The sequence below is a fragment of the Rhizobium zaerense genome (assembly GCF_051810725.1).
Lineage (GTDB): Bacteria > Pseudomonadota > Alphaproteobacteria > Rhizobiales > Rhizobiaceae > Rhizobium > Rhizobium leguminosarum_I.
This window is the reverse complement of record NZ_JBPWQY020000002.1, coordinates 339877-352841: the sequence shown is the minus strand read 5'-3', so window position 1 is coordinate 352841 and position 12965 is coordinate 339877. Positions and strand designations below refer to the sequence as shown.

At 56.8% G+C, this 12965-nt stretch carries 10 protein-coding genes and 2 pseudogenes; 2 read left to right on the top strand and 10 right to left on the bottom strand.

Features of this window, described 5'->3' with window-relative positions; genetic code table 11:
• Position 1: 1 nt before the first annotated feature.
• The 3 genes and pseudogenes from tnpB to ACS4RR_RS26020 all read right to left on the bottom strand — a co-directional run bounded on the left by tnpB (position 2) and on the right by ACS4RR_RS26020 (position 1435).
• Positions 2–354 (bottom strand): annotated as a pseudogene (gene tnpB / locus ACS4RR_RS26030) (IS66 family insertion sequence element accessory protein TnpB).
• The gene (tnpA, locus tag ACS4RR_RS26025) at positions 351–725 is read right to left on the bottom strand and encodes an IS66-like element accessory protein TnpA (protein WP_206105710.1); all 375 of its coding nucleotides are present in this window, start codon (positions 723–725) and stop codon (positions 351–353) included. Before tnpA ends, tnpB begins: the two are co-directional and overlap by 4 nt.
• Positions 726–1069: 344 nt before the next feature.
• Positions 1070–1435 carry a hypothetical protein gene (locus tag ACS4RR_RS26020; protein ID WP_456190223.1) on the bottom strand — a complete coding sequence of 122 codons (366 nt, stop codon included), beginning with the start codon at positions 1433–1435 and terminating at the stop codon, positions 1070–1072.
• 1371 nt (positions 1436–2806) lie between these two features.
• Between ACS4RR_RS26020 and ACS4RR_RS26015 the strand changes: the two genes are divergently transcribed.
• Together ACS4RR_RS26015 and ACS4RR_RS26010 are read left to right on the top strand one after the other, a co-directional pair.
• A complete protein-coding gene (locus ACS4RR_RS26015) occupies positions 2807–3469 on the top strand; it encodes a transcriptional regulator (protein ID WP_168266910.1) in 663 nt (220 codons plus the stop codon).
• 131 nt (positions 3470–3600) lie between these two features.
• Positions 3601–4161 carry a hypothetical protein gene (locus tag ACS4RR_RS26010; RefSeq protein ID WP_168342224.1) on the top strand — a complete coding sequence of 187 codons (561 nt, stop codon included), beginning with the start codon at positions 3601–3603 and terminating at the stop codon, positions 4159–4161.
• A 227-nt stretch (positions 4162–4388) separates the two neighbouring features.
• Here ACS4RR_RS26010 and rpoN read toward each other — a convergent pair whose 3' ends face one another.
• From rpoN to nifD, 7 genes and pseudogenes are all read right to left on the bottom strand, one after another.
• Positions 4389–5948: an RNA polymerase factor sigma-54 gene (gene rpoN, locus ACS4RR_RS26005; protein WP_456190368.1), complete on the bottom strand. Its 1560-nt coding sequence runs from the start codon at positions 5946–5948 to the stop codon at positions 4389–4391.
• 324 nt (positions 5949–6272) lie between these two features.
• Positions 6273–6596 (bottom strand): ferredoxin III, nif-specific, encoded by a 324-nt coding sequence (gene fdxB / locus ACS4RR_RS26000; RefSeq protein WP_168263637.1) that lies wholly within the window; start codon positions 6594–6596, stop codon positions 6273–6275.
• A 345-nt stretch (positions 6597–6941) separates the two neighbouring features.
• Positions 6942–8288 carry a nitrogenase iron-molybdenum cofactor biosynthesis protein NifN gene (nifN, locus tag ACS4RR_RS25995; RefSeq protein WP_456190222.1) on the bottom strand — a complete coding sequence of 449 codons (1347 nt, stop codon included), beginning with the start codon at positions 8286–8288 and terminating at the stop codon, positions 6942–6944.
• Between the two features lie 53 nt (positions 8289–8341).
• Positions 8342–9763 (bottom strand): nitrogenase iron-molybdenum cofactor biosynthesis protein NifE, encoded by a 1422-nt coding sequence (gene nifE / locus ACS4RR_RS25990; protein WP_456190221.1) that lies wholly within the window; start codon positions 9761–9763, stop codon positions 8342–8344.
• A 53-nt stretch (positions 9764–9816) separates the two neighbouring features.
• Positions 9817–11241 carry a nitrogenase molybdenum-iron protein subunit beta gene (nifK, locus tag ACS4RR_RS25985; protein WP_456190220.1) on the bottom strand — a complete coding sequence of 475 codons (1425 nt, stop codon included), beginning with the start codon at positions 11239–11241 and terminating at the stop codon, positions 9817–9819.
• A gap of 9 nt (positions 11242–11250) precedes the next feature.
• A pseudogene (locus tag ACS4RR_RS25980) lies at positions 11251–11301 on the bottom strand (hypothetical protein); the annotation flags it as partial.
• A 153-nt stretch (positions 11302–11454) separates the two neighbouring features.
• Positions 11455–12951 (bottom strand): nitrogenase molybdenum-iron protein alpha chain, encoded by a 1497-nt coding sequence (gene nifD / locus ACS4RR_RS25975; protein WP_456190219.1) that lies wholly within the window; start codon positions 12949–12951, stop codon positions 11455–11457.
• Positions 12952–12965 lie beyond the last annotated feature (14 nt).

The following is a 12965-nucleotide window of genomic DNA, read 5'->3' as shown; positions in this document are numbered from 1 at the left end:
CCTATTCTATTGCCGTTGGGGCTTTTGCCTCAACCGAATGAACCCGCCGCCAGTCGAGGCCCGCAAACAGCGCCTCGAACTGGGCATGTCCCAAAGTCATCAGACCGTCGCGAATATCTGGCCAAGTAAACGTGTGCTCCTCCAGTCGTTTATAGGCCATCACCAGACCACTGCCGTCCCAATAGATTAGCTTCAACCGATCCGCTTTGCGTGACCGGAATACGAAGACCGTTCCTGTGAACGGGTCCTTGCGCAGTTCGTTCTTGACCAGCGCCGCCAAGCCGTCGTGACCCTTGCGGAATCGACAGGCTTGGTCGCCACCATGATCCGAACGCGGTTCGATGGAAAGATCATGCCGGAGCCGCACAAGCACGGGCGACAGCGGCGATCCGGGTTGCAGATGCGCCCTCTTCCAGACGGATAGTAACGGACCCAACGATGATCTCGGGGCGGTTGGCTTTTTTGATCGGCGACTCCGAAATAGGTGGTTCGACAACTACCGCTGCGAACTCCACCGCATCCTCGGGTGCTGGCAGAACCAGCTTTCCCTGCCGTGCCATCGTCCGCCAGGTGGAGAGGTGGTTCGGCTTCAGGCCATGTCGCTCTGCGACTTCATTCACCAACGCGCCGGGCCGAAGGCTCTCCGAAACGATCTGCGCCTTGACCTTGTCCGGCCAATGTCGATGCGGCTCACGTCCAGACTTCCTGGTCGTGAGAACCTCCAATGTACTCTCCATGGAGAAACTCCCGTTGCTCGTCCATGCATAGGCGATCACAGATCAGCGCGGCGAGGACAACGTGGGAACGGGACACCGGTTACTAAAAAGCCTCGTCTGATGATCGGTTAAATGGCGACCCGGCACAAAGTTGATTCTCCATTCTCAGAAAATCACCGACGCTACGGGGCCCAACCGCGATCATGAGACGCCGAAAAATTGCACCGCGGCGGGGGTGTAACTCCGGTCGGGCTACGCCCTCCCTTCGTCACACCCCCGCCGCCGAGTCTCATCCTGATTGACGCTGAGTCTCAACTTGTTTGTCGCCGCGCATTCTGCTGCGCGCTAGACTGTCATGGAAGCGTTCCTGTCAAATTCCAGACCGTCCCGCTGTCCATGCTCTGACGGAGCACCGAGATGGTGCCGTTGGCCGCTCCCCTTTGATTGGCGGGATCCGTCGTGTGTTGCACGGAATTGAAGATCATTGCAGCAGCGACCGTACGTCCACCCATCTGGACTTGGATGTTCGCATCACCCGCCGCGGTTCGTCCCTGTATGTCGACACGGGCAACGCCCACGGTATGCAGTGTGCCAGCCCCACGTGCCAGATCGGCGAAAGTGATTTGTGCAATGGCAGCGCTACAGTCATTCCGCTGCTCATGGTTCGGGGTAACTCTTCTCCGAATTGCGTTGTTGGTGTTCGTCTTGGTCAACGGCATGATGAACTCCTTCGTGCTTCCTGATGATGTATGACGCCAACGAAACGCTTAGGTTCAGTTTTGGACATCTTTAATCTCCAGATCGCCTCGAGCTCAGAAAGCCTTGGCCGTGCGTGAAGCATGATACGTCTTCGGCGCCGCTCCGACATCGACATCCTCGTCGCGGATGCCGGCGAGCACGTCCACCCCCTTTTGGAACTTGCCGACATTCTCGGCGAGTTGCCAGTCCCGCCACTTCCCGCCATAGTTTGTGTCCCTTCATGTGTTCAGCCCAATGAGGTTATCCCGCAACGCGGATGCCGCGGCCGTTCCGCTGCCTCGCAATAGCTTTCAAGATTCGTGCCAACCAAGATGATACAGCCGACGAACAATTATTTGCTGCTATTTCAACTTCCTAGCGGAAAATACGTGATTGGGCGAAGACGAATGCGTTTCGCGAAGCCGACAAAGCTGACGACAATGTCGTAAGTTGGACGTGAAGAATCTCGGTTAATCGGGCCGTCCGGGACTGCGACTAACGATCCGTGCAGAAGAAATTGAGCGGAGATCGCATTGTCTTGAATTTTCTAGGGGGAGGCCGATTGCTGATTTTTGTTGCAAAGCAGGAGCATCTGACGCGGCAACCACCGGGGTGCTTCCCCAGCTTTTCTTTCAAAGATCACCCGCAAGTACCCGGATTTCCGCAAGCGGCTCGGCCGGTCGATACCGCCCGAATAAATCGCGCTCGGCGTCTGAGGATCAGAGTACGCTTGCGGATCATCGTCTGATAAATGCGCCGCGGCGTAACTCCATTCATCACATCTCTGCACGCCGTGCCACACCCTGACTGACGCTGAGGGTCACCCGTTCATCGTCGACAACGTTGGCTCCCACAAAAGCGACAGGCCAATCAATTGGTCAAAGAAAAAAAGCGCCCGGCTCCTCGTCTTGCCCGCCATTCGCCCGACCTCAATCCAATCGAAATTGGTTTTCCAAGTTCAAAGGTCTTGCTGCAACGAGTAGCCCGAATTTTTGAATCCATCACCTAAGGCCTCGGTGGGGTCGTCAGCCTCTTCTCCATGCAATCGCTCGCCATATGGGTCGTAGAGAGTTGTGCACTTCGTGCGACGAGCGCCGGGGCCGGCGAAAACGCGAAGTAGTCACAAGAATCAGTCACAATGAGCGGCGTCAACGGAACTATATCCCGACGGCTTCGATTCGATCGTTTTGTCACGGGTGCGTCCATAAGTGGTTTTCTGCGATTGGAGCCGCGTGTGAGCCGAATACTCAAAAAGGATAGACCGAATGGACCGCAGTCGTTATCTGAAAGGCTTGTTGCGATGCTGAAGACGTCGCTGAAAAATTACCACAGACACCAGAGGCTTCTTTAAAGTGAAAAAAGTGCAGCGCAGCTTTGCCGTCGAGTACAAATCAGGTCGGCGAAAACTGAATTCCAAACCGAACTCGATTTGGGGAGACACCGATCTCAAGTCCGTTGCTCAAGGTCTGCAGGACGAGGCAATGCCATTTATGTCACTAGCTCCTCAGGCAAAAAGTAGCGAGATGCTTGTATCCGGAGAAGAACAGGCCGGGCCGTTATTGACACTGCCGATTGAGCAGGAGACAAATGCATCGGCTTTACAGGAGACCATAATGGCCGACGAAAACGATACGATGACCAATGCTAACACGCCGGCCGCCGCGGCGCCCGATGTACCGAAGAAGGTGCGCAAACCTCGCGCCAAGAAGGTGGTCCCTGCAACGGCCCCAGTCACCGTTTCGGCGGAACCGGCAGTTGCTTCGGGTGCCGCAGCTGGAAAACAGAAAAGAGGACGTAAGGCAAAGCCTGACGAAGGTACGCCGAGTGCCAAGCGCGCGCCTGTCAAACGTGCTTCGAAGGCTGTGTCGACAGCGGCGGCACCGTCGGTGGCGGCAGTTGATGAGATCGCGGATCTTCTGCAGCTCGAAGAGGAAAACCAGAGACTGCGCAAGCTGCTGGCGGAGAAGCTCCGCGCTGAAAATGCCGATCTGCGAAAGCGACTGAACCTCGGTTGATCGGCAGCAGACGGTCAAGCGCTGGCCGCATTCTCATGCTTATTGAAGTGAATATTTTGGCGGCGGATCCTTCTGCCGCCAACGTTTTTGCTCGCAGTTTGCATACGCAGTAGAATTCGAGGTCGAATAAAATGGCGTCTCCATGGAAACTTCTTGCTGGGCTGGTGTCACGGCGACGCCAGCAGAAGCAAGAACACGGCTCGACCGATGATGTGAAGCCGGACGTATCATCCATCGCCGAGCTGACTGAAACGCCGGCCGACAATCGGTTGAACGCCGTGGATCGTGCGGCCAACGAAAAGCCCTTCATTCACGAAGAACGCGAGGCGGTGTCAGCGGACCCGCATCATGCCGAGGAAGCGGTAAGCATTGTTGACGATACGGCAGATGTCGAAAGCGCCAGGCCCGTGGAAGCGGCTGACCCGGCTTTGTCCAATGAGGCCGATACAGCCGCGCATGCAGCACCAAAAGTCTTTCGAGTTGGCGAAGGTCAAACGCGAAAGCGGGGCATGCGGGGCAAGAAACCGAAAACTATTGCAGTCGTTGTCCCACCTTCTCCAAGCGCTCCCACCGCTTTTGACGATGCAATCGATCTCGACGAAGAAATCAGGCTTCTCCGGGGGCAGTTGGCACGCAAGCTTCAAATGCAAAATGCGCAATTGAAGAGGATGCTGGAGCGGTTCGAACGCTGAAGCTGTCATAAACCCATGCTCCGGACCTTGGGCATGAGCGGCGTGTCAAACGCATTTCCTAGCTTGGACACTTGGAGGGAAAGCCCAAAGGGGCCTTTATCGCGGTTCAGCGGCGCCTCCTCCTCGGTCAGACATTGGTTTTTTCTATAGTATGGAACATTTGCGTAGCCGAACACGGAGAACGACGCATTGCGGCAGCAGCAGCTCCCGCGATCTTGGCAAGGGACTCAGAAGCCCGCGACCTTGGCGAGCGCCCGCTTCTCGCGGCGGCGCTGGACCGAAGAGGCGATGTTCATTGCCTCCCGGTATTTCGCAACCGTGCGGCGGGCGAGATCGACGCCGCCCTTCTTCAGCATGTCGACGATATCGTCGTCGGAAAGCACCGCCTCCGGGCTCTCCTGCAGGATCAGCGCGCGGATCTTGTGACGCACGGCCTCGGCCGAATGGCTGTCGCCGCCGGCGACGGCGCTGATCGAGACGGTGAAGAAATATTTGAGTTCGAAGAGGCCGCGCGGCGTTAGCATATATTTGTTCGACGTGACGCGGCTGACGGTGGATTCATGCATCTTGATCGCTTCGGCGACCGTTTTCAGGTTGAGCGGGCGCAGGTGATCGACGCCGTGCAGCAGGAAGGCGTCCTGCTGGCGGACGATTTCGCTTGCCACCTTCATGATGGTTTTTGCCCGCTGGTCGAGGCTGCGGGTCAGCCAGTTGGCGCTCTGCAGGCAATCGGAGAGGAAGGCGTGGTCCTCGCCGTTCTTCGTCACACGGGAAAAATAGGACTGGTTGACCAGCACGCGCGGCAGCGTATCCGGATTGAGCTCGACCAGCCAGCCGCCGTCCGACGCGGATCTGACGACTACATCCGGCGTGATCGCTTCGGAAACACCCGCTTCGAAGCCGCTGCCGGGCTTAGGATTGAGCTGACGGATCTCGCCGAGCATATCGAGAAGATCTTCCTCGTCGACGCCGCAGAGCCGCTTCAGCGTGGCAAAATCGCGCCGGGCCAGCAGTTCGAGGTTTTCGACCAGAGCCTGCATGGCCGGGTCGTATCGGTCCTTCTGCCTAAGCTGGATCGCCAGGCATTCGGCGAGGCTGCGGGCAAAAACACCCGGCGGATCAAGGCTCTGCAGGGTGGCAAGCACGTGCTCGGCCTGTGCGAGACTCGTGCCCAGCCTCTCGCCCGCCTCGACAATATCGGCCTGCAGATAACCGCAGTCGTCGAGCTGGTCGACGAAATTCTGCGCGATCAGCCGGTCGGCCATGTCAGGCAGGACGAAGGGGATCTGCTGAGCGAGATGATCGCGCAGCGACACCTGGCCGGCGACGAAATCGTCGAGATCGTAGTCGGCGCCCTCGCCGCTGCCCGGCATCGACTTCCACTGGCTGATAAGTTCCGGCGCATCGAGGCGCTGCGGGGCACCGTCATCAGGAAAGACATTGGTGTAATTGGCGTCGAGTTCGTCGTTCAGCCGGCTGGTGCTGGCGCTGCCGCCATTGTCATACCAGTCGCTGGAGAGCGCGTCGGCGCGGTTGTCGTAGCCATCGTCGGAGCCGGCATCCTCGGGCTGATGAGCATACTCTCCATCTTCGGCATCGCCGCGTTCGCCGCCCGCCTCGCCGTCATTCGACGGAAATTCGAGCAGCGGGTTCTTCTCCACTTCCAGGGCGATGAACTGGTTGAGTTCGAAATGAGTCATCTGCAGCAACTGGATGGATTGCATCAGTTGCGGTGTCATCACCAGGGACTGGGTCTGGCGCAGGAAAAGATTGGCGGATTGTTTCACGATAAAGTTCCACTTAATTCGCGGGGCCATGCCTGATCTTCTCAAGTCGCGACAGTTGCTTCGGCGACGCAAAGAAATCACAGAGAGGTAGGTCGCGGCTCGATGCACACTTCAATGCCTCCTATCTCTGGTCGTCGGCTTTCGACGTGGTGTTTCCAGTAACCACTGCCTCCGAAGCAGATCGGGTGCCCCAGAAGGAGCTTCGCGTCGCATTTCCGGATTTACTTTCACGCAAAGCTGCCATGCTGCCTTCTCCGTGCGTTCGACCGATGCGATTGTCTCGCACCGGACCACGTCGGCGGCTTTTACCGCTCGGAACGGAATTCAAGACTCGTGCACTGGACGATGATCGACGGCGATATGAGTCTGGCAGTTCTTGGGGCAGACGCGGGCGCACGCTCCGCAGCCGATACAGCGGCCGGGATAATCAATGACCATGATCACGCGACTGAGCTCACCATTAAAGTCGTCTTCGCCATCGCAAACACCGAGCATGTCACCTGCCTCATCGATGCCGTGGGGATGCATGACCTCGCGTGAGCAAACCTTGAAGCAGCGACCGCAGCCGATGCACATCGCAGGGTTGATCGAATTCAGATATTCCGGCATCCATCGGGACCCGTCGCGAGTCACGGATGAGCTTGTCATAGATTCCTCCGATTTATCGTGTTCTGCCGATGACAAAGGCGCTGAGGAAGGCCCGCCAATTGTCAGACAAACGCGAGTTGGCAGCTGTCTAACGCCGCAATCTTTACCCCAGTGCGGTCCTCCACCTTCGCTTCTGTCTCTTCCGATCTTGTACTTTCGAACCCAGCGGCTTCCACGAGGGTCCTCGAGTCGCATGTCGCGTCAAATCGTCTGACCGATTCAAACTGCGCTGTCAGTCCCTTCATATCTTGTGTGGCGATGGCAATTCGCGAAGTGCCCACCTGCCGTTTCGTCCGCGTTGATGAAGTCCGCCATTGAAGAGCGAGACGCGACGAATTGATCTCATTATCGCGATTCCCGCCTATCGGTTGAGTCAAGTGGGCCGGGGTTCGGAGGGTGGTTAGCCTGAATGATGTTCGCGAAGTCGAAGATCACGTCGCGGGTTCCCCGGTATAATACTGTAAGCTTGTGCTGGCTGCCGAAGCGGTCGAACATGGGGAAACCCACCCGCATCAGCGGAACGCCGAGACGTCTGGCAGCTTCTCGGCCGTGCGAGTGCGTGACGATAAGATCGGCCATTGCGGCGAGACTTTCCAGATCACTGAGATCGCCGACTTTGACGGTTTTCGCCGGTACCATCTCGAGCGCCTTCGAAGTGCCGGTCGTGGTGACCGCGGCCGCAATTTCCGCACCCATGGCAGTAAAAAAGTTGGAGAGCTGGAAAAGTTGATCGGGCTCCGAAGCGATTGCGATCTTCTTGCCTGCCATATGGGAATGTCCGTCGAGCATGGCATCCTGCAACTGCATTCGGTTGCGGCGGACATTGAGCGGTGTCTGTTTGCGTGACATAGCGGCAAGCACGCGAATGAAGCGATCGACGTTTTCTAGGCCCGTCAGCGATCTAAACAGCACGTACGGCACACCGGTCAGTCTCTGCAGCGCTTCAGCCGGTCGCCGCATATGCTCACCGATTGCGATACACTGCATCGTCGCACCGAGATCGCAGATCTCCTGCAATTTCGTGCCGCCATTCGTTATCGGCATCCATTCTTCGGGGATGGAGCCGTCGAGCGCTCCGGATACGTCGGGCAGAATAACCGGGTCGAGGCCGAAACTTACGGCCGTTTCGCGCAGATGTTCTATGTCAGCAACCGTTAAGTTCCAGCCAGGCAGTATCGCGATCTTCCTCGGATTGCGATACTGCTTGTCAGGTCGCGCTATTGCCTCGATCACGGCGGTAACAGCTTTAGACCAACCCTCCTCTATGGCGCCGTCAAAGTCAGGCGTGTTGGCGACTACCACTTCGGTGCCCACAAGTTCTATCGCCCGCCTGCGTTTGATGTTTTCGACGTCACCGACGACATCCTCGTCGCGGGCCTCTACCGATGCGGTCGTGCATATCCCGATCAGCCGTGGCCTTGTGCGGGCTTTGAGGCTGAGAATTGCCTCTTCGAGACGATCCGCGCCGCCGACGATTATCGCGGCTTCGTTCATCGCCGTGGTTTGCAGCGGTATCGCTTCATTGAAGTGCCTCACGAGCAGTGCGAGCGCGAAGCTCGTACATCCCTGGCTGCCATGGAGCAGAGGTATTGCGCCGTCGACGCCCAGATAGGCGAAGGCAGCACCAAGCGGCTGAGACGACTTCAGGGGGTTGACCGCCGCCGACTTGGTTTGAGATACGACGCGTGCCATAGTACGACCTCAACATTTTTTGCGAGTGATCTCGCGGTTTTGGTTCGACGCGCTTACGCTTCCCTTTTCGCTCGCTTTTCAACGACCAAGGCCGGCTCCCATGGCGCCGGCTCGCGCACCTGCGGCCACACCGGATTGTGGATTGCCAGGTCAATTTGTCGAGCAAGTTGCACCATACCCTCATAGCCAGCGTAAGCGTGATGACGCTCCTGGTTGATGTCAAGCCAGGGCAGTTTTGCTTTTAGCGCTATATACTGGGTGCGTCCGCCCGACAGCATGATGTCAGCCTTTCTCTCGAGTAGAAGCGAGAAAAGCTCGCGCGGCGACATCGACTCGAACAGGAGGTTCTCCTCCTTCAGGGTCTGTTTCACTCGCTCCCTATCTTCGAGCGTCGATTTCTTGACTGATGTGCCGACGATCTCCATGCCCATCTCCATCAAGGCATGGACGACCGACCAGGATTTCACGCCGCCTGTATTTAGAAGCACGCGCTTGCCCTCAAGGCGAGGTCGGTACGCTTCCAGCCTCTTCCACACCTTTTCCTCTTCTTCCGCTACAAGGATTTCCGTGCGATGCAAAAGCGAGGGGTCAGCACCCTTCTTTACAAGCAGATCGGCGATCCGCCGGAGCGCCTCCGAGGTGCCGGAGATGCCATAGAAGGAGCCCTCGAAAAACGGAATGTCCCAGCGTTCCTGCATCTTACGTGCCAACGTAACGAACGCTGTCGAACACACCGTCATCGCCGCGCGTGAGCGGTGGGCGGAGGCGACTTGCAGATATCGCGCGTCTCCGGGAATACAGGCGCGGACGCGGATGCCGAGCCTATGCAAGAGCGGCTTCACCTGCCAGAATTCACCCGAGAGGTTAAATTCGCCGAGTATGTTGATGTCGCAAAGACCCGGTTCATCGGGCTCCACGGTACCTATGACATGCTTGAGCAGCGCCTCGCCCGCTAGCTTGTTGCCGAGGTTTTTAGATCCGATAAAACCTGGCGCATTGACCGGCACCACCGGTAAAGCAAATTCGTCCGTCGCTCGCTTGCAAACAACATCGATGTCGTCACCGATCATCGCTGTAACGCAGGTTGAATAGACGAAGATTGCCGCGGGCGCATACCCATCCGTGATTTCCCGGATCGCTTTAAAGAGCTTCCGTTCACTGCGTCCCATTACAATGTCGATTTCCGTAAGATCAGTCGTGAAGCTCGTGCGCCAAAGTGTTGGACCTGACGACGCAGCGCCACGGTTGTCCCAGGAATTTCCCTCGCAGGCGAGCGGACCGTGAATCAGATGTGCGACATCGGTGATCGGCTGCAGTGCGACCTTGGCGCCGTCGAAAGCGCAACCGCCGACGGCCGTTCCCGGGGCCATTGGCCCCGCGCAATTCCTTCGGCGCTCCTTAGGACCCTTGCTGCCGCTCCTTTCACTCGCTAGTTCGTGGAAGGCATCTTTGATTTTGGCGTTGAGCGCGGACATTCGTCTGCCTTCATATCTGGTTGAGTGAAAGGCCGCCTGACCGGCCGCCTCTCTTAGCGAGTGAGGTCATACGAATAGTCTGTCACACCCGCGTGAATTGTTTCGCGATCGAGGTTGTCGAAGATCTTGTCGAGGATCGCCGTTAAAAGACGCAGTCCGCCCTGGTAGCCCATGAGGGGGAATCGATGATGATGGTGCCGGTCAAAAATTGGAAACGTCAGCCGAACCAGTGGGGTACCGGTGTCCCGTTCGAGATACTTCCCATAAGAATTGCCGATCAGGAGATCCACGGGCTCAGTGAAAAGTAGCGAGCGCATTGCCCAAAGATCTTTGCCTGGCCAAACCTGTGCATTCTTCCCGAAGGGCGAGGATGCGAGGAGTTCCTTCATCTCGGCTTCCCAAGCCGAGGTGCCGTTTGTGGCGAGGCAGTGGGTTGGCTCGCCGCCGGTCTCCATGATGAAGCGCGCCATCGCATAAACGAAATCTGGATCGCCGTAAATCGCGTATTTTTTTCCATATAGCCAAGCTTGGCTGTCCGCCATCGCATCGATGAGTCGACCGCGCTCCAGGCGGATCGCCTCGGGAATTTCTCTGCTGGAAATCTCCGATATCAACATCAGAAGTTCGTCGGTAGCTTCGACGCCGAGAGGGTAGCGGAAGGAGATCGTCGCTTGTCCAACATCTCTGCAGTAATCTAACGTCTTGCGAGTGTTGTAATGCTGCAGGGACAATGTCCACTCCGCGTCCAACGCCGCCTTCACGTCATTGATTTTGGTCCCGCCATCATACATCCGAAATTCGCCATCGGAGGGCGTATCAAACTGATCTGATGCGTCCTGGATAAACATGTAAGTCACTTGCATCAAGTCGAGCAGGCGTTTTAATTCGCGATTGTTCCCAACGCAGAAGCCATCAAATCCAGGAATGATGTTGATAGAAGCGGTGGCTTCACTTCGCGCGGCGCCCTTCCAGAAATTCTCCAGCACACCTTTTACCATGCTGTCGTAGCCATCGACATGGCTGCCGACAAAGGCAGGCGTGTGGGCGAAGGGGACATCGAAATCGCGCGGGACCGAACCTTCACTTTTGGCGTTTTCGATAAAACCATGCAGATCATCTCCGATGACCTCGGCCATACATGTGGTCGACACCGCGATCATCTTCGGGTTATAGAGTTTGTATGTGTTGGCGAGACCGTCGACCATGTTTTTCAAGCCGCCAAATACAGCGGCGTCTTCCGTCATCGATGACGAGACCACCGATGACGGCTCCTTGAAATGGCGCGATAGGTGCGATCTGTAGTAGGCAACGCAACCTTGGCTGCCATGGACGAACGACATCGTTCGCTCGAATCCCGCCGCTGCGAAGACCGCGCCGAGGGGCTGGCAGGCTTTGGCTGGATTGACGACAAGGGCTTGGCGGGCCAAGTTTTTCTCGCGGTATTCCCAGCTCTTCGTGAATTCGCGCTGGTCCGACACGACCTGATCCGGGTGTGGGCACTCGAATTTCAGCTTTTTTTGGCCAACATCTTCCTGTATTCCGGCTCGCAGAATAGGGGCGCGTGGTCGAGAGTTTTCTCAGCTGACTGCGGCATAGGGTCACCTCTTTCGATCTGGCCGCGGCTCAAGGGCGGTCCAGAAACATGCGTCGCTTAAGCCGTTGCGCGTTTTTTACGCGCGAACGCTATGTTCTCACCCAGCAACCGCCGCCAAAGCGCGGTCATTTTTCCAGGGCGCGTCGTAGAGACCCCAAACTGGATTGTTGATGGCCATGTCCATGTCCCGAGCGAAAATCGCGAAGCCGTCATAACCGTGATACGGACCAGAATAGTCCCATGAGTGCATCTGACGGAATGGAATGCCCATTTTCTGCACTGGGTATTTTTCTTTAACGCCGGACCCGACGAGATCGGGCCGAATTCCCTCAATGAATTTCTCAAGTTCATAGCCAGTCACATCGTCGTAGATCAGCGTGCCTTCTTTTACATAATGGCCAGTGCGCTGATAGTCGTCGCCGTGACCGAATTCGTAGCCGGTTCCTACGATTTCCATCCCGAGGTCCTCATAGGCGGTGACGACGTGACGAGGACGCAATCCCCCGACGTAGAGCATCACCCGTTTGCCGGAAAGGCGCTGCCAGTATTTGTCGATTACGGCCCAAACGAGGGGTTGGTATCTGGCTATGACCTTTTCGGCTTTTTCTTGGATCTCCGGCCCGAAGTGCTTGGCTATGTCGCGCAGCGAGGCATCGATTTGGGAGTGTCCAAAGAAATTGTACTCCATCCAAGGGATGCCATATTTTTCCTCCATGTGCCTGGAGATATAATTCATCGACCGATAGCAGTGAATGAGGTTGAGTGCCGCTCTCGGCGCGCGCTCCACTTCGGCGAGAGTTGCATCTCCGGACCAGTTGCCGACCACGCGCAATCCGATCTCCTCGAGCAGGATGCGCGAGGCCCATGCGTCGCCGCCAATGTTATAGTCGCCTATGACATTTACGTCGTAGGGACCTGGATCGAATTTTATGTCTTTCTTGTCGAAGACCCAATCTCGAATTGCGTCGTTGGCGATGTGGTGGCCAAGCGATTGCGACACGCCACGGAAGCCTTCGCAGCGTACCGGCACGACGGTCGTCGCGTGTTCTTTGGCCTTTTTTCGCGCTACGGCCTCGATATCGTCGCCAATCAGGCCGATCGGACATTCTGATTGCAGGGTGACGCCATTGCTTAGCGGAAAAAGTTCAGCGATCTCATCGATGACCTTTTCCAATTTCTTGTCACCACCGAAAACAATGTCCTTTTCCTGAAAATCGGATGTAAATTGCATCGTTACGAACGTGTCGATGCCCGTCAGGCCGACGTAATAGTTGCGACGTTGCGACCAGGAATATTGACCGCAACCCACAGGCCCGTGTGAAATGTGAACCATATCCTTGATTGGTCCCCAGACGACACCTTTCGAACCGGCATAGGCGCAGCCGCGGATCGTCATCACGCCTGGAACAGACTTGATATTCGACTTTACCTCGCATTCGCTAATCGCGTTTGGGTCCTCGCCGGCGTCCTTTTCGCTCGTTGCCAGGCTAAGGTGTTTACTTCGGCGTTTCGCTGCTTTGTCCGGATATTGCGACAGCACATCCGCTATAAGCTTCGCATGTAAATCACTGTCATTGGCGTATTTGAAGGTCATTAACCCAACCCCTT

Coding starts and splice junctions, on each gene's coding strand:
- ACS4RR_RS26020 (WP_456190223.1), bottom strand. CDS start 1,435: ATGCCGTTGACCAAGACGAACACCAACAACGCAATTCGGAGAAGAGTT.
- ACS4RR_RS26010 (WP_168342224.1), top strand. CDS start 3,601: ATGGCGTCTCCATGGAAACTTCTTGCTGGGCTGGTGTCACGGCGACGC.
- fdxB (WP_168263637.1), bottom strand. CDS start 6,596: ATGACAAGCTCATCCGTGACTCGCGACGGGTCCCGATGGATGCCGGAA.
- nifN (WP_456190222.1), bottom strand. CDS start 8,288: ATGGCACGCGTCGTATCTCAAACCAAGTCGGCGGCGGTCAACCCCCTG.
- nifE (WP_456190221.1), bottom strand. CDS start 9,763: ATGTCCGCGCTCAACGCCAAAATCAAAGATGCCTTCCACGAACTAGCG.
- nifD (WP_456190219.1), bottom strand. CDS start 12,951: ATGACCTTCAAATACGCCAATGACAGTGATTTACATGCGAAGCTTATA.